The organism is Micromonospora sp. NPDC050686, assembly GCF_040654475.1.
Classification (GTDB): domain Bacteria; phylum Actinomycetota; class Actinomycetes; order Mycobacteriales; family Micromonosporaceae; genus Micromonospora.
Genome location: NZ_JBFAID010000006.1, coordinates 24,429 through 46,792, shown reverse-complemented (window position 1 = coordinate 46,792; position 22,364 = coordinate 24,429). Strand labels below are relative to the sequence as shown.

18 protein-coding genes and 1 pseudogene are annotated in these 22,364 nt (G+C 74.5%); 12 read left to right on the top strand and 7 right to left on the bottom strand.

Annotation, left to right across the window (positions count from 1 at the left end; all coding sequences use genetic code 11):
* Positions 1-207 precede the first annotated feature (207 nt).
* On the bottom strand, positions 208-612 hold the full coding sequence (locus AB0H57_RS07730) for a WhiB family transcriptional regulator (protein WP_357503801.1): 405 nt from the start codon (positions 610-612) through the stop codon (positions 208-210).
* Between the two features lie 253 nt (positions 613-865).
* Here AB0H57_RS07730 and AB0H57_RS07725 point away from each other — a divergent pair, with 253 nt between their 5' ends.
* Positions 866-1,684 carry a response regulator transcription factor gene (locus AB0H57_RS07725; protein ID WP_357503799.1) on the top strand — a complete coding sequence of 273 codons (819 nt, stop codon included), beginning with the start codon at positions 866-868 and terminating at the stop codon, positions 1,682-1,684.
* Positions 1,685-1,730: 46 nt separating this feature from the next.
* Here AB0H57_RS07725 and AB0H57_RS07720 read toward each other — a convergent pair whose 3' ends face one another.
* Positions 1,731-2,141, bottom strand: coding sequence for a DUF5319 domain-containing protein (locus tag AB0H57_RS07720; protein WP_357503797.1), 411 nt, complete (start codon positions 2,139-2,141; stop codon positions 1,731-1,733).
* Between the two features lie 205 nt (positions 2,142-2,346).
* Here AB0H57_RS07720 and guaB point away from each other — a divergent pair, with 205 nt between their 5' ends.
* The 4 genes from guaB (at position 2,347) to AB0H57_RS07700 (ending at position 8,074) form a co-directional block, all read left to right on the top strand.
* Entirely contained in the window at positions 2,347-3,909 is a 1,563-nt protein-coding gene (gene guaB / locus AB0H57_RS07715) for an IMP dehydrogenase (protein WP_357503795.1), read from the top strand.
* A gap of 27 nt (positions 3,910-3,936) precedes the next feature.
* Positions 3,937-5,055: a GuaB3 family IMP dehydrogenase-related protein gene (locus tag AB0H57_RS07710; protein ID WP_357503793.1), complete on the top strand. Its 1,119-nt coding sequence runs from the start codon at positions 3,937-3,939 to the stop codon at positions 5,053-5,055.
* A 72-nt stretch (positions 5,056-5,127) separates the two neighbouring features.
* Complete coding sequence (locus AB0H57_RS07705; protein WP_357503791.1) at positions 5,128-6,513, top strand: M1 family metallopeptidase; 1,386 nt, start codon at positions 5,128-5,130, stop codon at positions 6,511-6,513.
* Between the two features lie 91 nt (positions 6,514-6,604).
* A complete protein-coding gene (locus tag AB0H57_RS07700; RefSeq protein ID WP_357503789.1) occupies positions 6,605-8,074 on the top strand; it encodes a M1 family metallopeptidase in 1,470 nt (489 codons plus the stop codon).
* A gap of 53 nt (positions 8,075-8,127) precedes the next feature.
* On the opposite strand, the gene AB0H57_RS07695 is transcribed toward AB0H57_RS07700, so the two are convergent.
* The gene (locus tag AB0H57_RS07695) at positions 8,128-9,276 is read right to left on the bottom strand and encodes an LCP family protein (RefSeq protein ID WP_357503787.1); all 1,149 of its coding nucleotides are present in this window, start codon (positions 9,274-9,276) and stop codon (positions 8,128-8,130) included.
* 127 nt (positions 9,277-9,403) lie between these two features.
* Here AB0H57_RS07695 and AB0H57_RS07690 point away from each other — a divergent pair, with 127 nt between their 5' ends.
* Both AB0H57_RS07690 and guaA read left to right on the top strand, forming a co-directional pair.
* Positions 9,404-11,098: a GMC family oxidoreductase gene (locus AB0H57_RS07690; protein ID WP_357503785.1), complete on the top strand. Its 1,695-nt coding sequence runs from the start codon at positions 9,404-9,406 to the stop codon at positions 11,096-11,098.
* A gap of 120 nt (positions 11,099-11,218) precedes the next feature.
* Entirely contained in the window at positions 11,219-12,772 is a 1,554-nt protein-coding gene (guaA, locus tag AB0H57_RS07685) for a glutamine-hydrolyzing GMP synthase (protein WP_357503783.1), read from the top strand.
* Between the two features lie 6 nt (positions 12,773-12,778).
* On the opposite strand, the gene AB0H57_RS07680 is transcribed toward guaA, so the two are convergent.
* Positions 12,779-13,075: a PspC domain-containing protein gene (locus tag AB0H57_RS07680; RefSeq protein WP_357503781.1), complete on the bottom strand. Its 297-nt coding sequence runs from the start codon at positions 13,073-13,075 to the stop codon at positions 12,779-12,781.
* A 144-nt stretch (positions 13,076-13,219) separates the two neighbouring features.
* On the opposite strand from AB0H57_RS07680, the gene AB0H57_RS07675 reads away from it, so the two are divergent.
* The 3 genes from AB0H57_RS07675 (at position 13,220) to AB0H57_RS07665 (ending at position 16,419) form a co-directional block, all read left to right on the top strand.
* The gene (locus AB0H57_RS07675; protein ID WP_357503779.1) at positions 13,220-14,167 is read left to right on the top strand and encodes an NUDIX hydrolase; all 948 of its coding nucleotides are present in this window, start codon (positions 13,220-13,222) and stop codon (positions 14,165-14,167) included.
* Positions 14,168-14,231: 64 nt separating this feature from the next.
* Complete coding sequence (locus tag AB0H57_RS07670; RefSeq protein WP_357503777.1) at positions 14,232-15,143, top strand: NUDIX domain-containing protein; 912 nt, start codon at positions 14,232-14,234, stop codon at positions 15,141-15,143.
* A 361-nt stretch (positions 15,144-15,504) separates the two neighbouring features.
* Entirely contained in the window at positions 15,505-16,419 is a 915-nt protein-coding gene (locus AB0H57_RS07665) for a CDP-alcohol phosphatidyltransferase family protein (protein ID WP_357503775.1), read from the top strand.
* Between the two features lie 61 nt (positions 16,420-16,480).
* Here AB0H57_RS07665 and AB0H57_RS07660 read toward each other — a convergent pair whose 3' ends face one another.
* The 3 genes and pseudogenes from AB0H57_RS07660 to AB0H57_RS07650 all read right to left on the bottom strand — a co-directional run bounded on the left by AB0H57_RS07660 (position 16,481) and on the right by AB0H57_RS07650 (position 20,207).
* Positions 16,481-17,728 (bottom strand): phosphatidylserine decarboxylase, encoded by a 1,248-nt coding sequence (locus tag AB0H57_RS07660; protein WP_357503773.1) that lies wholly within the window; start codon positions 17,726-17,728, stop codon positions 16,481-16,483.
* 650 nt (positions 17,729-18,378) lie between these two features.
* Positions 18,379-18,579, bottom strand: a pseudogene (locus AB0H57_RS07655) (hypothetical protein); the annotation flags it as partial.
* Positions 18,576-20,207 (bottom strand): PspC domain-containing protein, encoded by a 1,632-nt coding sequence (locus AB0H57_RS07650; RefSeq protein ID WP_357503771.1) that lies wholly within the window; start codon positions 20,205-20,207, stop codon positions 18,576-18,578. The gene AB0H57_RS07650 and the pseudogene AB0H57_RS07655, both read right to left, overlap by 4 nt.
* Before the next feature lie 187 nt (positions 20,208-20,394).
* On the opposite strand from AB0H57_RS07650, the gene AB0H57_RS07645 reads away from it, so the two are divergent.
* Together AB0H57_RS07645 and AB0H57_RS07640 are read left to right on the top strand one after the other, a co-directional pair.
* The gene (locus AB0H57_RS07645) at positions 20,395-21,642 is read left to right on the top strand and encodes a PspC domain-containing protein (protein WP_357503996.1); all 1,248 of its coding nucleotides are present in this window, start codon (positions 20,395-20,397) and stop codon (positions 21,640-21,642) included.
* A gap of 2 nt (positions 21,643-21,644) precedes the next feature.
* Complete coding sequence (locus AB0H57_RS07640; protein ID WP_357503770.1) at positions 21,645-22,331, top strand: response regulator transcription factor; 687 nt, start codon at positions 21,645-21,647, stop codon at positions 22,329-22,331.
* Positions 22,332-22,364 lie beyond the last annotated feature (33 nt).

Here is a 22,364-nt window from a genome sequence, read left to right as displayed (position 1 = left end):
CTCAGGTATCACGCTCGCGGGTGCGCCATTCGCCCGGCGGCGCGGCGGTGGGCTCGTACCGGGCGGGGGTGGGGCCCCGCCCGGTGCGGTGGGCGGCGGGGTGGGCGCGCGGACCGGCGGGCGGCATTGCGGCACGAGCCCCACGTAGACACCGGCGCCGCGCCCCGGGCGGGGGCACGGCGCCGGTGGAGAAGCTGGGCGTCGGGGTCAGGCGACCTTGCGCTGATCCGGGACGGTCTTGCGCTGGTCCGGGACGGTCGACTTGTGCGGCGAGCCGAGCCGCGCCTCCAGCCGGGCGACGTCGACCCGGGTCTGCCGGCGGTCGGCCAGGTCCTCCCAGCCGAGCGCCAGCAGCCGCAGCCGCTCGGCCTCGCTGAACCCGCCCCACACGCCGTACGGCTCGCGCACGGCCAGGGCGTGGGCGGCGCACTCGGCGCGTACCGGGCAGGCCCGGCACACCGACTTGGCGCCCGACTCGCGGCGCAGCCGCGACGAACCCCGCTCGCCGTCCGGGTGGAAGAACTGGGCGCTGTCGCGGCCCCGGCAGGCGCCGAGCCGCTGCCAGTCCCAGAGGTCGACGATAGGTCCGGGCAGTCTGCGTACGTTGGACATCAGCACCCCTCCTCCCGCGCGGCACCGCGGAGATCTTTGTGAACCGACCCGGGCGGCGGACCGCGCAGGCACACCGTTTCCGGCCTGGCAGGTCGGTACCCTGCCGATCCGCACCTCACACTTCTGTGATCCAAAAGGTTTGGACAGTCCGTGGCATATGCCCCATCTGTCGGAAAAGTTCGGAGGATTGCCCGGAACCTCCTCCCGGAGCGATGCCCTCGTGTTGTGCTCTGTGGCGGAGAGGAGAGCTACTGTGCGTACGGTTCTCGTGTGCGTTCGGACACCGGTCGCGGCCCAGCATCTGACCTCCGCGGCGGCCCGGCTGGGGCTGTCCGCGGTGATCCGTACGGCCGTCTCCGATCCCGAGGTGATGCTGCGGCTGGCTGAGCGTCCGACCGATGTGGTGCTCGCCGACACGGCACTCACCCGACCGGACAGCGCCGGCTTCGTACGCCGGGTCCTGGCCCGGGCCCCGCAGGCCGCGGTGCTGCTCTTCGGAACCGAGGAGTCGGAGGCCGCGGCGGCGACCATGAGCGCGGGTGCCCGCGGCCTGATCCAGGGCGCCGACCACGATCTGACCACCGCGGTGGCCAAGGCGCTCCTGCTGCTGCTGTCCGCGCCCGGCCGGCCGGCCCGGCCCCGGGTGACCGACCCGGCGCGGGACATCGCCGCGGTGGGCGGGCCAGCCCGCTCCGGGACGCCCGGCCGGACCCCCGGCAAGCCCGGGCCGGCCTGGTCGGGCGGGGCCGCCGAGGCGACCGGGAGCAGCCCGGCGATGGTGCCGGTGCAGCGCGGGGACGACGAGGTCGACCCCGCCGAGGAGGCGAACGGCGACGCGGGCGCCGCGCAGCGCCGGACGGCGACCGACCGCTCCTCGGTCGGGCTGACCGAGCGAGAACTCCAGGTGCTGCTCGGCATGGCCGAGGGCAAGAGCAATGCCGAGATCGGCCGGGAGCTCTTCGTCTCGGAGGACACCGTCAAGACCCACGCCCGGCGGCTGTTCCGCAAGCTCGGCGCCCGCGACCGGGCGCACGCGGTGGCCGCCGGCTTCCGCGCCGGCCTGGTCGCCTGAGCACTGGCCGGCCCGGGTCGCGTCCCGCCGGCACCCCGCGAGCGGCTCAGCGCGCCGGGGGGGCCTCCTCGTCGGTGCCCTCGGTCAGGGTGTCGTGCACCCCGTCCGCGTAGCCCCGGGCGTAGTCCCAGGTCACGTAGTGGTCCGGATCGGGGTCGTAGGCCGGTTCGTGCACCCGGGGCCGGCCGGAGCTGAGCAGGTGGCGCAGGTTGCCGCGGAGCAGGTCCCAGTCGAAGTAGTGCGGCTCGCGGCAGTCCTCGCACTCGATCACCAGCCCGCGCACCCCGATCGGCGCCAGCAGGGCCTGGTAGATCTCCAGGTCGGCCAGGTCCTCCAGCACGTCCTGGCGCTCGACGTCGGTCAGCGGATCGAGCTCGGCGTCGTCGCCCGGGCCGTGCAGACCCGCCGCCGGGTCGGCGGGGTCACCGTTGAACGGGTCCATGGGCTCGTCGTGCACCCCTTCACCGTAGTCCCAACCCGCGGGCCAAGTCCGCCCCGGCCGGCGGGAACGCGCGCTCCGCCCGGCCCGGCCCGGCCCGCCACCGGCGGAGGGCCCCCGGCCCGGTGAGTACGATGAAGCCACGCGCCGTGACCCCGGCGTGCGCCGGTGCCCGCGCGCGCCGCCTCGCTGAAGCCCGTTCGAGCAGCTCAGGGGAGCAATCGTGGAAAATTCGCCCAGCATCGACCTGCCAGCCGGCACCGACCCCGGTGAGCTGGGCGGCCACCTGCCGGAGCTGCCGGCTGGCTCGGCGCGGGTGGTGCCGCTCGGGCTGACCTTCGACGACGTGCTGCTCCAGCCCGGCGAGTCGGACGTGGTGCCGAGCCGGGTGAACACCCGGACGAAGCTCACCCGCAACGTCGAGCTGACCATCCCGCTGCTGTCCAGCGCGATGGACACCGTCACCGAGGCGCGGATGGCGATCGCCATGGCCCGCCAGGGCGGCATCGGCGTGCTGCACCGCAACCTCTCCATGGAGGACCAGGCGCTCCAGGTCGACCTGGTGAAGCGCTCCGAGTCCGGCATGATCACCAACCCGGTGACCGCCAGCCCGGACGACACGCTGAGCGACGTTGACGCGCTCTGCGGCCGGTACCGGATCTCCGGCGTGCCGGTGGTGGACGCCGAGGGGCAGCTCGTCGGCATCGTCACCAACCGGGACATGCGCTTCGTCTCCGACCCGGCCACGCCGGTGCGGGACATCATGACCCGGGCGCCGCTGGTGACCGCGCCGGTCGGGGTGAGCAAGGACGAGGCCCTCGAGCTGCTGCGCCGGCACAAGGTGGAGAAGCTGCCGATCGTCGACGGCTCCGGCAAGCTGCGCGGGCTGATCACCGTCAAGGACTTCACCAAGAGCGAGCAGTACCCGGAGGCCACCAAGGACGACGCGGGCCGGCTGCGGGTGGCGGCGGCGATCGGCGTCGGCGAGGACTCGTACAAGCGGGCCCGGGCACTGGTCGACGCGGGCGTCGACGTCCTCATCGTGGACACCGCCCATGGCCACCAGCGGGCCGTGCTGGAGATGGTCGCCCGGCTCAAGAAGGACGTCACCATCGACATCGTCGGTGGCAACGTGGCCACCTACGCCGGCGCGAAGGCCCTGGTCGACGCCGGTGCCGACGGGGTGAAGGTCGGCGTGGGACCGGGCGCCATCTGCACCACCCGGATCGTGGCCGGCGTCGGCGTGCCGCAGATCACCGCGATCATGGAGGCCGCCCGGGCGGCCCGGCCGGCGGGGGTGCCGGTGATCGGTGACGGCGGCATCCAATACTCCGGCGACATCGCCAAGGCCCTGGTCGCCGGCGCCGACACCGTGATGCTCGGCAGCCTGCTGGCCGGCTGCGAGGAGAGCCCCGGCGAGCTGATCTTCGTCAACGGCAAGCAGTTCAAGGCGTACCGCGGGATGGGTTCGCTCGGCGCGATGCAGTCCCGCGGGCAGGCCAAGTCGTACTCCAAGGACCGCTACTTCCAGCAGGACGTGACCAGCGACGAGAAGCTGGTCCCGGAGGGCGTCGAGGGCCAGGTGCCGTACCGTGGGCCGCTGTCCCGGGTGGCCCACCAGCTGGTCGGCGGCCTGCGGCTGGCGATGGGGTACGCGGGCGCGGAGAACATTCCCGACCTGCACCAGCGCGGCCAGCTCATCCGGATCACCGCGGCCGGGCTCAAGGAGAGCCACCCGCACGACATCCAGATGACCGTCGAGGCGCCCAACTACCACACCCGCTGACCATCACCCCAACCACCTGGAGTCCCCATGCGTGACGTGGTCGAGATCGGGCTGGGCAAGACCGCGCAGCGCGGCTACCACCTGGACGACATCGCCATCGTGCCGAGCCGCCGGACCCGGGACGTCGACGACGTCTCCACCGCCTGGCAGCTCGACGCGTACCAGTTCGGCATCCCCTGCGTCGGGCACCCCTCCGACGCGACCATGAGCCCGTCGTCGGCGGTGCGGCTCGGTCAGCTCGGCGGCCTCGGCGTGCTCAACGTCGAGGGCCTGTGGACCCGGTACGAGAACCCGGCCAAGGTGCTGGAGGAGCTGGCCGGCCTGGGCGAGGACGCCGCGGCCACCAAGCGCCTCCAGGAGGTCTACGCCGAGCCGATCCGGCCCGACCTGATCGCCGAGCGGGTCCGTGAGCTGCGGGCCGGCGGCGGCACGGTGGCCGTCCGGGTCTCCCCGCAGCACACCCTGGCGCTCGCCCCGGTGATCCTCGACGCCGGCGTGGACATCCTGGTCATCCAGGGCACCATCGTCTCCGCCGAGCACGTCTCCACCACCGACGAGCCGCTGAACCTCAAGGAGTTCATCGCCGACCTCGACCTGCCGGTCATCGTCGGCGGCTGCACCGACTACAAGACCGCGCTGCACCTGATGCGTACCGGTGCGGCCGGCGTGATCGTCGGCATCGGCGGCGACGAGTGGTCGACCACCGAGTCGGTGCTCGGCATCCGGGTGCCGATGGCCACCGCGATCGCCGACGCCGCCGCCGCCCGCCGCGACTACCTGGACGAGACCGGCGGCCGGTACGTGCACCTGATCGCCGACGGCGACCTGCGGACCTCCGGCGACATCGCCAAGGCGCTGGGCTGCGGCGCCGACGCGGTGATGCTCGGCGAGCCGCTCTCGCTCTGCGAGGAGGCCCCGGCCGGCGGGGCCTGGTGGCACTCCGCCGCCAGCCACCCGTCCCTGCCGCGCGGCGCGTTCGAGGTGGCCGGCGAGCCGCTCGGCTCGCTGGAGCGGCTGCTCTTCGGCCCGGCCGACGAGCCCGACGGTCAGCTCAACCTCTTCGGCGGCCTGCGCCGGGCGATGGCCAAGTGCGGCTACCGCGACCTCAAGGAGTTCCAGAAGGTCGGCCTGGTCCTGGATCGCTGACCTGGGCGACGACCGGCGGCGCGGGTGGGGATTTCGGTCCCGCCCGCGCCGCCGCGCATCTACGCTCGGCGGATGAGGCAGCTGCGGCGGTACGCGGCGGCGCTGGTGACGGTGCTGCTGGTGACGGGCTGCACACCGCGCGACGACGGGTACCGGGCGGGGGCGGCCGACGCCGGTGATCCGTACGTGCCGGGCAGCGGCAACGGCGGGTACAACGTCGGCGACTACCGGCTGCGGGTCCGCTACGACCCGGCGACCGACCGGCTCACCGGGCAGGCCACCGTCACCGCCACCACCACCGCCAAGCTCTCCCGGTTCAACCTGGACCTCGCCGGCCTGACCGTCGACTCGGTACGCGTCGACGGCGCCGCCGCGCGGCACCGTCACGACGGCGCCGAACTGGTGGTCACCCCCGCCCACCGCCTCGACTCGGGCCGGCGGTTCACCGTCGACATCGCCTACGGCGGGGTGCCCGCCCCGGTCACCGACGGGGAGTTGGGCAGCGGCGGCCTGCTCGCCACCGCCGACGGCGCGATCGCGCTCGGCCAGCCCGTCTCGGCGAGCACCTGGTTCCCGGTCAACGACCACCCCTCGGACAAGGCCACCTACGACATCGAGGTGACTGTCCCGGACGGGCTCGCCGCGCTGAGCAACGGGGTGCCGAAGGGGCGCACCAGCACCGGCGGCTGGACCACCTGGCGGTGGGTGGAGGCCACGCCGATGGCCAGCTACCTGACCACCCTGGTGATCGGTGACTACCGGGTGGACACCAGCACGCACGCCGGCAAGCCGATGGTGACCGCGGTCGCCGCCGCGCTGCCCACGGACGGCCCGGCCGCCGCCTCGCTGGCCCGCACCGGGGCGGTGGTGGACTTCCTGGCCAGCCGGTTCGGGCCGTACCCGTTCGACTCGTACGGGGGGATCGCGATCGCCGACGACCGGATCCGCTATGCGCTGGAGACGCAGTCCCGGCCGGTCTACGGGCCCGGCTTCTTCCGCTCCGGCGCGAACGGCAAGGTGATCGCCCACGAGCTGGCCCACCAGTGGTTCGGCGACGCGGTGTCGGTGGCCCGGTGGAGCGACATCTGGCTCAACGAGGGCTTCGCCACGTACGCGGAGTGGCTCTGGGAGGAGCACGACGGCGGCCGTACCGCCCAGCGCAACGCGGAGCTCCAGTACGCGGCGACCGACTGGTCGCGGCCGTCGGTGGACCCGGGGCGGTCGGGCATGTTCGGCGATGCCGTCTACAAGCGCGGCGCGCTGGCCGTGCACGCGCTGCGCCGGACGGTCGGCGACGACGCCTTCTTCCGGATCCTGCGCGGCTGGGTGGCGGAGCGGCGCGGGGGCAACGCCACCACGGACGACTTCGTCGCGTACGCCGAGGGGGTCGCCGACCGCCCGCTGAAGCCCCTGCTGGACGCCTGGTTGATCGGCACCGGCGCGCCGACCCCGCTCTGACCCGGCGGTGCCGGATCCTCGGTAGTCTGCCGCGGACGGCGGACCCGACGATGGCGGTCCGTCTTGGACGCGCGGGGGAAGGACCTCGAAGATGACCTGGTGGGAGCCGCGACGTGGGGTCGCGCTGCTGCTTGCCGGAGCCCTCGGGCTGACCGGGTGCACCACGACCGACGAGCCGGCCGGGGCCGGCGCGACCGGCAGTTCGGCGGCCGAGCCGTCGCCGTCGCCGTCCCGGGAGTTCAAGCCCGGCGCGGCCGGCGCCGGGGACGGCTACTACCCGAAGTACGGCAACGGCGGCTACGACGTCGGCAAGTACCTCCTCAAGGTCCGCTACGACCCGGCGAAGGACCAGCTCTCGGGCACGGCCACCGTGCGGGCCACGGCGACCGCCGACCTGTCCTCGTTCAACCTGGACCTGGCCGGGCTGACCGTGCGCAAGGTGACCGTGGACGGCGCCCCGGCCACCCACGCCCGGCAGGGCAACGAGCTGGTGATCACCCCGGCCAGCGGCCTGGCCAGCGGCAACGGCTTCGTCGCCGAGATCACCTACGGCGGCAAGCCGAAGCCGCTGGAGAGCACCACGGCCGGCTCGGGCGGCTTCTTCCACACCTCCGACGGGGCGATCGCGCTGGGCCAGCCGGAGTCGGCGAGCACCTGGTTCCCGGTCAACGACCACCCGTCCGACAAGGCCGCCTACGACTTCGAGATCACCGTCCCGGAGGGGCTGGTCGCGGTCAGCAACGGGGTGCCCAGGGGCAAGAGCACCAGCGCCGGCTGGACCACCTGGAAGTGGTCGGAGGAATCCCCGATGGCCAGCTACCTGAGCACGGTGGTGATCGGGAAGTTCCGGGTGCGCACCGGCGAGCACAAGGGCCGGCCCGTGTTCAGCGCGGTGACCACCCGGCTGGCGAAGGGGGCGGCGGACCGGTCGATCGACCAGACCGTGCGGGTGGCCGACTATCTGGAGACGGTCTTCGGGCCGTACCCGTTCGACGCGTACGGCGGGGTGGTCGTCTCCGACGACCGGATCAACTTCGCGCTGGAGACGCAGAGCCGCCCGGTCTACTCCGGCGGCTTCTTCGACCGGGGCGAGAACACCGAGGTGGTCGCGCACGAGCTGGCCCACCAGTGGTTCGGCGACAGCGTGGCGCTGAGCCGGTGGCAGGACATCTGGCTGAACGAGGGCCTCGCCAGCTACGGCGCCTGGCTCTGGGCGGAGCACTCCGGCCGTTCCACGGCGCAGCAGGCGTTCGACATCCGGTACGAGCGGGTGCCGCCGGAGGTGTGGCGGGTCCCGCCGGGCAAGCCGGGAGTGCAGGACCTGTTCAGCGCCTCGGTGTACGAGCGCGGCGCGATGACCGTGCACGCCCTGCGGCTGGCCGTGGGCGACGCCGCCTTCTTCAAGCTCCTCAAGACCTGGACCGCGGCGAAGAAGGACGAGAACGCCAGCACCGAGGAGTTCGTCGCGCTGGCCGAGCGGGTCTCCGGCAAGCAGCTCGACAAGCTCTTCGACGCCTGGCTCTACGGCAAGAAGCGCCCCGACCGCCCCAAGACCGCCTGAGGTGATTGGCGGGCCCCTTATTGACAGACGTCTGTCAATAAGGGGCCCGCCAATCACGCGCGGATGCGCAGTTGCGGGTGGGCGGCGAGGTACGCGTCGGCCTTGCCGGCCCGCAGCGCCGGCAGGAAGCCGCGCCCCAGCGGCAGCAACTGCTCGCCCCGGTAGGCGCCGCCCGAGCCGACCCCGGTACCCGGGAGGCCGACCAGGGTGAACGCGTTCGACGGCAGCCCGCCCAGGGCGTACGCGAGGTCGACCAGGCGCTCGCCACCGGCGTAGAGCAGGGCGGCGCCGAGCGCTCGGACCACCCGCTGGAGCCGCTCCGGGTCCCGGGCCAACCCCTGGCTGAGGATCTTCCGGGCCAGCGCCCGGACCAGCTGCTGCTGGTGGCGTTGCCGGCTGTAGTCGCCGCCGGGGATGTAGCGCTGCCGGGCGTAGTCCAGCGCCTGCCAGCCGTTGAGGTGCCGGTTGCCCTTCTCGTAGACCATCTGCGGGCCGACGTAACCGCCCGCACCGGCCGGCCGGTGCTGGCCGTCCGGCCGGCGGTGCTTCGACGGGACCCGCTGGTCGACGTAGAGGTCCACCCCGCCGAGGGCGTCCACCAGGCCGTCGAAGCCGCCGAAGGTGAGCACCGCCCCGGCGTCGATCTTCAACCCGGTGTACCGGCTCACCGTGCTGCGCAGCAGCTCGTACCCCTGGGCGGCGCTGGGCTGCTTCGGTTTGCCGGGCACCCGGGCGCCGTAGCTCATGGCATGGGTGAGTTTGGTCCGCCCGCCCCGGTACCCGGCCTTCGGGAACGCGGGGATGTCCACCAGCAGGTCGCGGGGGAGCGAGAAGAGGTACGCCCGGTTCAGCCCCCGGGGCACGTGCAGCACCAGCACCGCGTCCGAGTGCGGTACCCAGCCGGGGATCTTCACCCGGGTGTCCACGCCGACCAGCAGCAGGGTCAGCGGGCCGGTGATGTCGGCGCCGGGCGGCGGGGTGGGGCTGGCCGTGGGCGCCGGGGCGGTGGCGGTGGCGGTGGCGGTGGCGGTGGCCGCCGCGGTGGCGGTGGGCGACGCCGCGACCGGCCCGGACGGCGCCTCGACCAGCGGCCGGCCGACCAGCCGGGTGACCGTCACCGTGCCCGCCGCGATCAGGACCACCGCGGCGAGCACCGCCCAGCCCCAACGCCAGCGTCGCGGTGACGCACTCGGGTGAACCATGCCGCTCCCTTCCCCGGTGCCTGCTGGCCGCCCGAACCGATACTCCGCCGGGTCGGCCGCCGGACCGCAGCATGATTGCGTAAAACCGGCCCTGGCGCGACGGCTACCCGTCGGTAATGATGCGGGCATGCGGTACGACGTGCTGGTGATCGGCTCGGGCTTCGGCGGCAGTGTCAGCGCCCTTCGGCTGGCCGAGAAGGGCTACCGGGTCGGCGTGCTGGAGGCCGGCCGGCGCTTCGCCGACGACGAGTTTCCGCGGACCTCCTGGCGGCTGCGCCGGTTCCTGTGGGCGCCCCGGCTGGGCTGCTACGGGCTGCAACGGATCACGCTGCTCCGCTCGGCCCGGCGCAGCGCCGGCGGCGGGGTGCTGGTGCTCTCCGGCGCGGGGGTGGGCGGCGGCTCGCTGGTCTACGCCAACACCCTCTACGAGCCGCTGGAGGCGTTCTACGCCGACCCGCAGTGGCGGGACGTCACCGACTGGCGGGCCGAGCTGGCCCCGCACTACGACCAGGCGAAGCGGATGCTCGGCGTCACCACGTACCCGGTGGTCACCGGCGCGGACCGGGCGATGCGGTCGGTGGCCGAGCGGATGGGGGTGGGGCACACCTTCCACGCCACCTCGGTCGGCGTGCATATCGGGCGGCCCGGCGAGCGGGTGGCCGACCCGTACTTCGGTGGGGCCGGGCCGGCGCGCACCGGCTGCACCCACTGCGGGTCCTGCATGACCGGCTGCCGGCACGGCGCCAAGAACACCCTGGTCAAGAACTACCTCTGGCTGGCCGAGCGGCTCGGCGTCGAGGTCCACCCGCTCACCACGGTGACCGCCGTCCGGCCGGCCGCCGGTGGCGGTTACCAGGTGTACGCCGAGCGCACCGGGGCCTGGCTGCGCCGGCGCCGCCGGGTGATCCACGCCGACCAGGTGGTCCTCGCCGCCGGGGCGCTGGGCACCCAGCGGCTGCTGCACGAGATGAAGGCGACCGGCGCGCTGCCCGACCTCTCGCCGCGCCTCGGCGAGCTGACCCGGACCAACTCGGAGGCGATCCTCGGCGCCTCGGTGCCCCGGCAGCGGGCCCGCAGCGCCGGGCTGGACTTCACCGAGGGGGTGGCGATCACCAGCTCGTTCCACCCCGACCCGCGGACCCACATCGAGCCGGTGCGCTACGGCCGCGGTTCCAACGCGATGGGCCTGCTCCAGTCCCTGCTGGTCGACGGCGGCCCGCGCCGGGTCCGGCGCTGGCTGGGCAGCATTGTGCGGCAACCCGCCCTGGCCGCCCGGATGCTGTCCGTGCGGGGCTGGTCGGAGCGGACGGTGATCGCGCTGGTGATGCAGTCGGTGGACAACTCGCTCACCACCCGGCTGCGGCGCGGGCCGCTCGGCCGGCGGCTGGTCACCGGCCCCGGTCCCGGCGCGCCCAACCCGACCTGGATCCCCGCCGGCAACCAGGCCGTCCGGCTGCTCGCCGAGGAGATCGGCGGTACGCCGGGCGGCGCGCTGACCGAGCCGTTCAACATCCCGATGACCGCGCACATCCTGGGCGGGGCGGTGATCGGGGCCACCCCGGCCGACGGGGTGGTGGACCCGTACCACCGGGTGTTCGGGCACCCGGGGCTGCACGTGGTGGACGGCGCGGCGGTCTCCGCGAACCTCGGGGTCAACCCGTCGCTGACGATCACCGCCCAGGCGGAGCGGGCTATGTCGTTCTGGCCGAACAAGGGTGAGCCGGACCCCCGGCCGGCGCTGGGCTCGGCGTACCGGCGGCTCGACCCGGTCCCGCCGCACGCGCCGGCCGTGCCTTCGCACGCCCCCGGCGCGCTGCGGTGAGCGGCCGGGCCCCTTGTTAACGCTTTCGGTAGAGCAGGGGCCCCCGGTTGACACGCCCACCCCGGTGAACCCGTGGGGCGCGGCCGGGTGCGGGGGTGACTGTCGGTAGGCTTTCTGCGCATGAGCACGCCTCGCCCCGTCCTCGTGGTGGACTTCGGAGCCCAGTACGCCCAGCTCATCGCGCGCCGGGTGCGCGAGGCGAAGGTCTACTCGGAGATCGTCCCGCACTCCATGCCGGTCGCCGAGATGCTGGCGAAGGACCCGGCCGCGATCATCCTGTCCGGCGGTCCATCCAGCGTCTACGCGCCGGACGCGCCGCAGATCGACGCCGGCATGTTCGACGCCGGGGTGCCCGTCTTCGGCATCTGCTACGGCTTTCAGGCGATGGCCCAGGCGCTGGGCGGCACGGTGACGCGGACCGGCAACCGGGAGTACGGCGGCACCCCGCTGCACGCCAGCGCCGAGGCCGGCGTGCTGCTCCGCGACCTGCCGGCGGACCTGCCGGTGTGGATGAGCCACGGCGACTGCGTCACCGAGGCCCCGGCCGGCTTCCGTGTCACCGCCGAGTCGGCGGGCGCGCCGGTCGCCGCGTTCGAGGATCTGGCCGGCCGCCGGGCCGGCGTGCAGTTCCACCCGGAGGTGGGGCACACCGCGCACGGCCAGGAGATGCTCACCCGCTTCCTGTACGACATCGCCGGCGTCGAGCCCACCTGGACGCCGGAGAACATCATCGACGACCAGGTGGCCCGGATCCGGTCGCAGGTCGGCGACAAGGAGGTCATCTGCGGCCTGAGCGGCGGCGTGGACTCCGCGGTCGCCGCGGCGCTGGTGCACAAGGCGGTCGGCGACCAGCTCACCTGCGTCTTCGTCGACCACGGGCTGCTGCGGGCCGGCGAGGCCGAGCAGGTGGAGAAGGACTACGTCGCGGCGACCGGGATCAAGCTCAAGGTGGTCGACGCGCGGGAGCGGTTCCTCGGCGCGCTGGCCGGGGTGACCGACCCGGAGCAGAAGCGCAAGATCATCGGCCGGGAGTTCATCCGGGTCTTCGAGGCCGCCGCCCGGGAGGTCGCCGCGCACGGCGACGTCGAGTTCCTGGTGCAGGGCACCCTCTACCCGGACGTGGTGGAGTCGGGCGGCGGCACCGGCACCGCCAACATCAAGAGCCACCACAACGTCGGCGGCCTGCCGGAGGACCTGAAGTTCGCCCTGGTCGAGCCGCTCCGCACGCTGTTCAAGGACGAGGTCCGCACGCTCGGCCTCCAGTTGGGCCTGCCGGAGGCGATGGTCTGGCGGCACCCGTTCCCGGGGCCGGGGCTGGCCATCCGGATCATCGGCGCGGTGGACGAGGAGCGGCTCGCGGTGCTCCGCCGGGCCGACCTGATCGCCCGGCAGGAGTTGAGCGCCGCCGGCCTGGACCGGGGCGTCTGGCAGTTCCCGGTGGTGCTGCTGGCGGACGTGCGCAGCGTCGGCGTGCAGGGCGACGGGCGCAGCTACGGGCATCCCGTGGTGCTGCGCCCGGTATCCAGCGAGGACGCGATGACCGCCGACTGGTCCCGGCTGCCCTACGACGTGGTCGCGAAGATCTCCACCCGGATCACCAACGAGGTCGCCGAGGTCAACCGGGTGGTGCTGGACGTGACGAGCAAGCCGCCGGGCACCATCGAGTGGGAGTGACCGGGCTCACCCGGCCGGCGGCGCCGACCAGGTGGGCGGCTCGGGCCGGGCTGGGCCGGCCGCCGGGTGCGGCCAGGCGGGGGCGCTCGCCGGCTCCTCGGGCATCAGGAACCACATGATCGGGTACGCCAGCGCGAGGAAACCGCCGGTGAGCAACGCGCTCACCGCGAACACCACCCGCACCAGGGTCGGGTCGACGCCGAAGTAGCGGCCGAGGCCACTGGCGACGCCGGCCACCATGCGGTCGGTGGTGGGTCGCCGGAGCTGCTTGTACGGAGGCTGGGGTGCGTGGGTCGAGGTCATGTCTCCACGGTCCGCGCCGGCCGGCGGATCGGCCTCGGTGACCGCCCGGATCAATACCCTGACCTGTCCCTGAGGCGCCAGCGAAGAGTCAGGAAGCTGACAGTTTTCGATGTAGGTAACCGCAGAAGGGGAGAATTTCCCCCCGTGACCACCTTGCTGGAGCCGCTCCGCAGGATCGCGGCATACGCAGTTTGTGCTGACTCAGTCGGCCGAGTGTTGCTGGTCCGCGCATCGCAGCGCTCCGGCACCCCCGGCACGTGGTCCCTGCCCGGTGGGGCGGTCGACCACGGCGAGGACCCGAACCACACCGTCGTCCGGGAGACCGCCGCCGAGACCGGCCTCTCCGTCGCCGTCTCCGGCCTGCACGACGTCCTGGCGGACATGCGGGCGCTGCCGGAGCGGGGCATCACCATCCACACCGACCGCCTCCTCTACCGGGTGACGGTGCGCGGCGGCACGCTCACCGAGCGGGTCGACCGCCCCACCGATCTGGCCCGCTGGTTCACCCTCGACGAGGCCCGGCAGCTGCCGCTGCGCTCGTTCACCGCGCGGGCCCTGGGCCTGCCCGCCTCCTCCGCCGACATCGCCCCCGACGAGGCGCCGGAGTTCCCCTCCTTCTACGCCGTGCCGGGCCCCGACGGGCTGCACCGCGCACAGCGCTTCGCCGCGTACGCGGTGGTGACCGACCCGGACGGCCGGGTGCTGCTCACCCGGGTCTCGGACGGCTACCCGGGCGCCGGCTGCTGGCACCTGCCGGGCGGCGGCACCGACTACGGCGAGCAGCCGGGCGCGGCGCTGATCCGGGAGCTGGTCGAGGAGACCGGGCAGAACGGTCGCCTGGTGGAGCTGCTCGGCGTGGCCAGCCACCGGGACGCCGCCTCGCTCGGGCCGGAGGGCTACCCGATCGACTGGCACGGGGTCCGCGCCTTCTACCGGGTGGTGGTCGACCAGCCGGCCCCGCCGACCGTGGCCGACGTGGGCGGTTCCACCTGCGAGGCGCGCTGGTTCGCCCGCGAGGAGCTGGGCGCGCTGCCCACCGACCGCCTCACCGAGGTCACCGCCGAGGCCGTCCAGGCCGCCCAGCTGACCTGAACGCCGGGCCGGTTGCCGCTAACCTCATGATCGACGAGGTGGCGCGGGAGCGGGGGAGCGGTCCATGGAGCAGCGGCGGCGGATCGGGGCGTACGGGGTGCTGCGGCGCGGCGAGCGGGTGCTGCTGGCCCGGGGCGCCGCCTCCTGCCCGTTCCCCGGGGTGTGGCAGCTGCCGGGCGGTGGCCTGGCACACGCCGAGCACCCGGCCCACGCGGTGGTCCGGGAGTTCGGCGAGGAGACCGGGCTGACCGTCGTGGTGGCCGGGGTACGGGCCGCCGTGGCCGACGTGGTCACCTTCCGCGCCGACGACGTCGCCCTGCACGTCGACCGGGTCGTGTTCGACGTCGAGGTCCGTGCCGGCGAGCTTCGGCCGGAGTCCGCCGGGGGCAGCGACGAGCTGGCCTGGGTGACCCCGCGGGAGGCGGCCGGGCTGCCGTTGATGCCGTTCACCGCGGAGCTGCTCGGGGTGCCGGTCACGCCCCTGCCGCCGGACCTGCCGCGGGCCGCCCCCGCGGAGCTGCTCGCCCCGCCGCCGCTCGACCGCGGACAGCGCTTCGCCGCGTACGGGCTGGTCACCGATCCGGCGGGGCGGGTGCTGCTGACGATGATCGCCGACGGGTACCCGGGCGCCGGGCGGTGGCACCTGCCCGGCGGCGGCACCGACCACGGCGAGCAACCGGCCGTCGGGCTGCTGCGCGAGCTGGTCGAGGAGGCCGGCCAGCTCGGCCGGGTGCTGGAGCTGGTGGCCGTGGACCACCTGCACAACCCGGCGGCGCTCGGGCCGGAGGGCCGGCCGATGGACTGGCACTCGGTGCGGGTGGTCTACCGGGTGGCGGTGGACGCCCCGACCGAGGCGGTGGTCACCGAGCTCGCCGGCGGCTCGACCGCCCGGGCCGCCTGGTTCACGTCGGCGCAGCTCAACGGGCTGTCGATGACCGGGGTGGCCGCGCTGGCAACCGGACGCCGGGGCCGGTAGCACCCGCTCGCGGGGCGGACATCGGCCATCTCCGGTACAGTCAGAAGTCGGCCTGTGAAGAAGACGGCCGATGAAGGAAATGGGCGATGGAGCCCGGGATGGGAACAAGGCGGCGGTCTGTGCGGTTAAGCCAGATATAAGTACCGCCGGCAGCTATCGCCAAGCCCCGTTCCCTGTGCAATGGTGTACTCCGCTGAAACGGCTGCCGGGCCAGAACGGTCCGGCACGAGACAGCCGGACACCCCGCCCGACGTGGCGGGTCACCCGATCCGGTGATGGAGGAAACGTGCCGAGAGCCCCATGGCGCCGGCGTCGTACGACTGACAGTCCGCGCCCCGCAGGGCGTCGCTGGGCGGGCAGGTTGCGCCGCAGCAGTACGTTCGCCCGTCAGGTGCTGCTGGTCCGCGTCGGTCGCCGTGACGGCGACCTGACAACCGGTACCGACCTGGTCCTGCCCGAGCACCGCCTCGCCGGCCGGCGTCACCGGCCCGCTCGCGGTCGCTACGAGCGCGAGATCGAGGCGATCATGCCGGTCAGCCCGGCTCTCGCGCCCAGTGAGCCGGTGGACGACTCCCCGGGGCGGGCGATCCCGCTGCTCCCGGGCGAGCGCACCGCCGCCCGCCGGATGAAGTTCGGGCTGGTCAACGGCTGCACCCTGAGCAGCCTGGTGCTCGGCATGCTGGCCATCTTCCTGGCCATGCAGGGCGACGTCCGGGCCGCCGCGCTCTGCCTGATCGCGTGCGTGGCCTTCGACGGACTCGACGGCGCCCTGGCCCGCAAGCTCGGCGTGGCCAGCCCGTTCGGCGCCCAGATGGACTCGCTGGCCGACATGTGCTCGTTCGGCCTCGCCGCCCCGGTGGTCGTGTACGCCTCGCTCGCCGGGTCGGTGCCGCCGGCCGCCGCCGCGGTGGCCTGCGCGCTGGTCGCGGCCTGCGCCGCCGTCCGGCTGGCCCGGTTCAACGTCTCGCCCAAGGACGGCCGGTTCTTCTGCGGCGTGCCGACCACGATGGCGGCGGCGGTGCTGGCGCTGACGGTCGCCATCGGGCTGCCCGTGTCCGGCGCGGTGATGGTCGCCGGGGTGGTGCTGCTGGCCTTCGCCATGGTCTCCAGCTTCCCGTACGCGAAGCTGGCCCGGCTGCTCAAGCTGCCGCCGTGGCTGTGGCTCGCTCCGGTGGTCGGCGCGCTGATCGACATCCGGCTCACCTTCGCCCTGGTCGTGGTGGGCTACCTGGTCAGCGGGCCGCTGCTCTGGCTGCACCAGCGCCGGGCCGCCTGACCCACCCGTACCTCCGAAAAGGGGCGCCGCGACGAGCGGCGCCCCTTTTCCGTGCCCCCGATCAGCGCCAGCGGGCGATGACGGTCGAGCCGCCGACCACCTTGTCACCGGGGCCGACCAGCGGCTCCGCCGCGTCGGCCGGCAGGTAGACGTCGGTGCGCGAGCCGAACCGGATCAGCCCGAAGCGCTCGCCCCGGGCCAGCAGCGCGCCGATCGGCGCCCGCTGCACGATGCGCCGCGCGATCAGGCCCGTCCGCTGTGCCACCACCACCGTGCCGCGCTCGGTGTCCAGCACCGTGTACGCGGCGACGTTGTGCTCGGCGTCCGGCTTCATGGCGTTGACGAACCCGCCGTCGGCGACGAAGTAGTCCACCACCTTGCCGGCGACCGGGGAGCGGTTGACGTGCACGTCCAGCACGGACAGGAAGACCGCGATCCGCAGCCACTCACCCGCGCCGAACCGCTCGTCGTGCAGCCGCTGCACCGACAGCACCTGCCCGTCGGCCGACGCGACCACCGCGGCCGGGTCCTCCGGGACGTCCCGCTCCGGATCCCGGAAGAAGGCGGCGACCGGGGCGGCGGCCAGCGCGGGGAGCAGCCACAGCTTGGACTTCGGCCGGGCGGCGCGGGCCAGCGCGGCCAGGCCGAGGGTGATGCCGGCCGCGGCCACGCCGTTGGAGTCGATGTGCATGGTCCGGGTCAGCGGCACACTCGACGGCCGGTACGCCGGCGCAAGCCGGCCGGCCAGCGCCGCGCCCGCCGGCGAGAACCGCAGCTGGTGCACCCGTACCGGGGGGTTGTTGCGCAGCACCAGGTCGGTGCGGGCCCCGTGCAGGACGCCCTGGCGGTCCAGTTCGGCGCTCGCGCCGGCGGTGCCGTACAGCGGCGCGGCGACGCTCAGCGTCGAACCGTCGGTCAGGTACTTGGCCAGGCCGTCCACCGTCGCCCGGGCCTCGTCGGCGGTGCCGGTGAAGGGCTCGGCGGCGACCACCACCTCGGCGGCGTCGGCCTCGGCGAGGGAGTCGACGACGCGTACCCGGTCGGCGACCCAGCGCCCCTGGGCGGTGACATGGTCGCGCAGCGCGGCCCCGCCCGCCGGCTCGGCCGGCACCACGGTGAGCGTGTCACCGGGCAGCAGCGCGTCGATCGCCGCGGCGAGCACCGCGGACTCCGGCGCCGCGCCGACCAGCAGGGCTGACTTCGGGTCGTTGCGACGGGCGAGTTCGCTGACGAGGGTACGGGCGGCGCGCTCGCCGACGCGGACCGGACCGGACCGGCCGGAGGTCCGCACGGCGGGGGACTGGGTCATCTCGGAAGGACTCCTGACGAGGTAGCGGTGGGAATCGCGGCGGGATCACCCGGGCGAGCCGGGCGGCTCGGGACGGTCGGGCCGGGCGGCGCGGGCCGGCCGGCGGAGGCGACTTCTCCACCGGCCAGCATATGCGCCGGTCCACGGCGGTCGCACCGCACTGGTCAGCCGTCCCCGCGTCGTTCCACGGTGGGCGGTCGGGTGGGTGACTCCGGCTCGGCCCCGCCCGCCGGCTGGTCCGCGTCGGGCCGGGACGGCGACCAGTGGGCCGGGCTCACCGGCTCGTCGGCCGTCCGGTCCTCGACCGCTTCCCGGGGTCCGTCGGTCACCGCGGCCGGCGGCCACTCGTCGGCGGCCTCCGGTGCCGTGCCCGACCGGTCGCGTTCGCCCTCGTCGGGACCGGCGGCGAACGATCCGCCGAAACCGGCCGCCGGCAGCGGCTCGGTCACCGGCTCCGCCCCCGGCCACGCGGTGGCCGTCGGCTCCGCCCCCGGCCACCGGGCGGTCGGTGACGACGCGGCGGGCCACTCGGCGGTCGGCGGCCCCGCGCCCGGCCACTGCGCCCCCCAGCCGCCCGTGGCGGCGCCGGCCGGTGGCGCCGGGGCCATCGGCCAGCCAGGTCCGGCGGGACCCTGCACGGGCGCGTCCGGGGCCGGCGCGGCGGTGTGCCGGCCGGAGCGCAGCGCGCCGAGCAGCCCGAGCAGGCCGACCAGGATCAGCCCGCCGGCGAGGAACCAGCCGACCGGCGGCAACGCGAGCCCGAGCAACTGGGCGAGCAGCCACCAGGCCGACAGGCCGAGGAAGAGCAGCCCGAAGACGAGTGAGAGAGCGTCCGTGCGGTGCGCCTTCACCGGGTCACCTCCAGGTTGCCCGCGTTGACGTTGATGATCAGGTGCAGCCGGCCGCCGCCGGCCCCGTCGGCGCCCAGGTCGGTCCACTGCCGCGGCCGGCCGCCGAAGCCGGCGGCGCGCTGGCCGAAGACCGTCGCCTCGCCGGCCTTGACGTCGGCCACCGCGGTGACGTCGACGTCCGGCGGCACCACCACGGTCGTGTTGCCGAAGTTGACCACGACGTTGACCTTCGTGTCCCGCTCGTCGAAGGTCACCGCGCGCAGGTCCAGCACCGCGTCACCGAAGCTGTTCTCGTACCGCACGGCGAGGTCCCGGTAGCTCGGCGGGGCCCAGGTCACATTGCCGTCGAGGCCACTGACCCGGTCGTACGACTCGGCCACCGTGGCGAAGCCCAGCGCGGCGGCGGTGACCAGGCCGAGCGCCACCAGCCAGCGGGCCCGGCCGAACCAGGTGCCGACGAGCAGCCCGGCGCCGATGACGGCCAACGCCACCGCGAAGTACGCGGCCGCCCCGATCGGGAACACGTCCAACAGGTCGAGCAGGGCGACCACGCCCAGCGCCAGGAAGATCAGTGAGAAGGTGACCGCGCCCAGCGGCGACCGCTCGCGGGGTCGCTTCGGCGGCCGGGCCGGGCGCGCCGTCGGGGCGTACCCGAGGGGTGGTTGCGGGGTTCCGGCGAACGGGCCGCGCGGGGCGAACGGCGGCCGGTAGCCGGTCGGGGGCGGCGCGGGCGGCGGCCCGGTGACCGGCGGGACCGGCGCGGGCGGCGGCCAGGCGGCCGGCTCCGCGACCGGCGGGACCGGGGCGGGTGGGGCGGTGGCGACCGTGACCGGCTCGGCGGGCGTGGTCGGGGCGGTGCCCGGCGTGGCGGGCTCGGCGGAGACCGGCCGCTCGGCGGTGACCGGTGCCGGCCCGGTCGGCGCCGGCCAGCTCACCGGCGGGACCGGGCCGGGTGGCGGGGTGGGCGGCACGGGCGGCGCGGCCGGGGCGGGGCCGCCCGTCGCGCGGCGGTCGTCCCGGTTGAGCAGCAGCGCCCCGCCGATCAGGATGGCCGCGCCGAGCAGCACCGCGCGGAAGGCGTCGGTGACGATGTAGCCGAAGATCGCCGCGACCAGGATGCCGAGCACGATCACGGTCACCGGGGACATGCTGGACCGGCCGCGGCCCAGCATCGACTCGATCGGGGAGGCGCTGTCGCCCTCGCCGGGGATGATCAGCCAGGCGGCGACGTACACGAGGACGCCGATGCCGCCGAAGAACCCCAGGACGGCGAGGATCACCCGCCAGAGCACCGGGTCGGTGTTGGTGGCCCGGCCGATCGCCGCGCAGACCCCGGCCAGGTACCGGCCGTCCCGCGGCCGGACCAGGCCGTACCGCGAGGTGAAGCCGGCGCCGGGCGGGGCGTACCCGCCGGGTGGCACCTGGTGGCCGGCGGCGCTCGCGCCCGGCGTGCCCGTCCCGTCGCCCGCCTGGGGCGGATCGGTCGGGCCCGGTGGTGGGGCCGTGGCCCAGCCGGTGCCCGGCGCGGGTCCCGGCTGGTCGGCAGGGGTGGCCGCCGGCGGCGGTGGTGGTGGCCCGTCCTGCGGTGCCGCCCCGGGCAGGGGCGGACGGGCGGCTTCCTCGGTCATGCCTCGATCCTGCTGCGCGGCGCGCCCGATCGTCCTCCGGAACCGACCCTGACGCCACCCTGAGATCCCCGACCCGGGAATGTCCGGGGCGTCCCCGTGGTCCCCGGCGGCCACCGCGTGTGACGATCGGTACCGGCGCCACCACCGGTGGACGTCGCCGCACGCCACCCCGACCCGGGAGCCTCCGATCAGCACGGTCAGTCAGCCACCCCGCCTCTACCGGGCGCCCGAGCACCGGATGGCGGCCGGCGTCGCCGCCGGTATCGCCGAGCATCTCGGCATCTCGGTGCTGCGGGTACGGGTCGCCTTCATGGTCCTGCTCGGGCTGAGCGGGCTGGGCCTGCTGCTCTACGCGGCCTTCTGGGCGGTGGTCCCGCTGCGCCCCGGCGAGCAGGCCGCCCCGGCCCGCCGCGACGTCGCCGAACTGCTGCCGTTCGTGGCCATCGGGCTGGGCGTGCTGATGGTCCAGGTGATGGTCTTCGACTCGGTGGGCGCGGCCGGCACGGCCGGCTGGCTGGTCGCGATCATCGCGGTCGGCGCCGGGGTGATCTGGCACCAGTCCGCGCCGGAGCGGCGCCGGCAGTGGGGCGAGTCGATGCCGGTGCCCTGGCTGGGCGCGGTGGTGGAGGAGAGCGACCGGCGCGCCTTCGTGCTCCGGTTCATCGGCGGCGGCGTGCTGGTCGCGGTCGGCATCATCGGCGTGGTCGCGGTCTACTCCCCGGTGCAGAACTTCGACGTGGTGGTCAACGGCGTGATCTTCGCGCTGGTCGGCCTGGCCGGGGTCGGCGTGGTGGCGGCGCCGGTGCTGTGGCGGACGTGGAACCAGTTGCGCTCCGAGCGGGAGGGGCGCATCCGCGAGCAGGAGCGCGCCGAGTTGGCGGCGATGGTGCACGACCAGGTGCTGCACACCCTCGCGTTGATCCAGCGCAACGCGACCGACGTGAAGGCCGTGCAGCGGCTCGCCCGGGGTCAGGAACGGTCGCTGCGCAACTGGCTCTACCGCCCGACCGCCTCGCCCACCGAGCGCTTCGCGGCGGCGTTGGAGCAGGCCGCGGCCGAGGTCGAGGACACTTTCGCGATCACCGTCGAGGCGGTGGTGGTCGGCGACCGGGAGACCGACGAGCGGGTCGGCGCGCTGATCGCGGCGGCCCGCGAGGCGCTGGTCAACGCGGCCCGGCACGCCGGGGTACGCACGGTCTCGCTCTACGCCGAGGTCGAGCCGGACCAGGTGAGCGTCTTCGTCCGGGACCGGGGCAAGGGCTTCGACCTCGATACGGTGGAGGATCGCCGGCACGGGGTCCGTGGTTCGATCCTGGGCCGGATGAAGCGGCACGGCGGCCGGGCGGAGATCCGTTCCGGGCCGGGCGAGGGGACCGAGGTCCGGTTGATCCTGCCGATCACCGGCAACGGCGGCACAGCGGAGAGGGACAGATGACCATGGCCGAGCAGACTGCGGTACCGGACGAGGGCGCGGGCACGCCGGCCGGGCGCCTGCGGGTGTTCCTCGTCGACGACCACGCGATGTTCCGCGCCGGGGTCCGGGCGGAGCTGGGCGGCCACGTCGAGGTGGTGGGGGAGGCGAGCACGGTGGCCGAGGCGGTCAGCCGGATCGCCGCGACCACGCCGGACGTGGTGCTGCTGGACGTGCACATGCCCGACGGGGGCGGCCGGGCGGTACTGGAGGCGATGCGGCGTACCCACCCGCAGGTGCGGTTCCTGGCGTTGAGCGTCTCCGACGCGGCGGAGGACGTGATCGGGTTGATCCGGGCCGGGGCCCGGGGCTACGTCACCAAGACCATTTCGCCGGACGAGCTGACCGACGCGATCCGCCGGGTGGCCGACGGGGACGCCGTCTTCAGCCCGCGGCTGGCCGGGTTCGTGCTCGACGCGTTCGCCGCCCGGCCCGACGCGCCGGTGGCCGATCCCGAGCTGGACCAGCTCACCAACCGCGAGCGCGAGGTGCTGCGGCTGCTGGCCCGGGGGTACGCGTACAAGGAGATCGCCAAGGAGCTCTTCATCTCGATCAAGACGGTGGAGACCCACGTGTCGAACGTGCTGCGCAAGCTCCAGATGTCCAACCGCTACGAGCTCTCCCGCTGGGCGGCGGACCGCCGCCTGGTCTGAACCGGGGAGCGGCCCGAGCGGTCGCCGTCGAGC

Bases quoted from the DNA above. Each gene is read 5' to 3' on its own strand.
- AB0H57_RS07730 (WP_357503801.1), bottom strand. From the start codon at position 612: ATGTCCAACGTACGCAGACTGCCCGGACCTATCGTCGACCTCTGGGAC.
- AB0H57_RS07710 (WP_357503793.1), top strand. From the start codon at position 3,937: ATGCGTGACGTGGTCGAGATCGGGCTGGGCAAGACCGCGCAGCGCGGC.
- AB0H57_RS07705 (WP_357503791.1), top strand. From the start codon at position 5,128: ATGAGGCAGCTGCGGCGGTACGCGGCGGCGCTGGTGACGGTGCTGCTG.
- AB0H57_RS07700 (WP_357503789.1), top strand. From the start codon at position 6,605: ATGACCTGGTGGGAGCCGCGACGTGGGGTCGCGCTGCTGCTTGCCGGA.
- AB0H57_RS07695 (WP_357503787.1), bottom strand. From the start codon at position 9,276: ATGGTTCACCCGAGTGCGTCACCGCGACGCTGGCGTTGGGGCTGGGCG.
- AB0H57_RS07690 (WP_357503785.1), top strand. From the start codon at position 9,404: ATGCGGTACGACGTGCTGGTGATCGGCTCGGGCTTCGGCGGCAGTGTC.
- guaA (WP_357503783.1), top strand. From the start codon at position 11,219: ATGAGCACGCCTCGCCCCGTCCTCGTGGTGGACTTCGGAGCCCAGTAC.
- AB0H57_RS07680 (WP_357503781.1), bottom strand. From the start codon at position 13,075: ATGACCTCGACCCACGCACCCCAGCCTCCGTACAAGCAGCTCCGGCGA.
- AB0H57_RS07670 (WP_357503777.1), top strand. From the start codon at position 14,232: ATGGAGCAGCGGCGGCGGATCGGGGCGTACGGGGTGCTGCGGCGCGGC.
- AB0H57_RS07660 (WP_357503773.1), bottom strand. From the start codon at position 17,728: ATGACCCAGTCCCCCGCCGTGCGGACCTCCGGCCGGTCCGGTCCGGTC.
- AB0H57_RS07650 (WP_357503771.1), bottom strand. From the start codon at position 20,207: ATGACCGAGGAAGCCGCCCGTCCGCCCCTGCCCGGGGCGGCACCGCAG.
- AB0H57_RS07640 (WP_357503770.1), top strand. From the start codon at position 21,645: ATGGCCGAGCAGACTGCGGTACCGGACGAGGGCGCGGGCACGCCGGCC.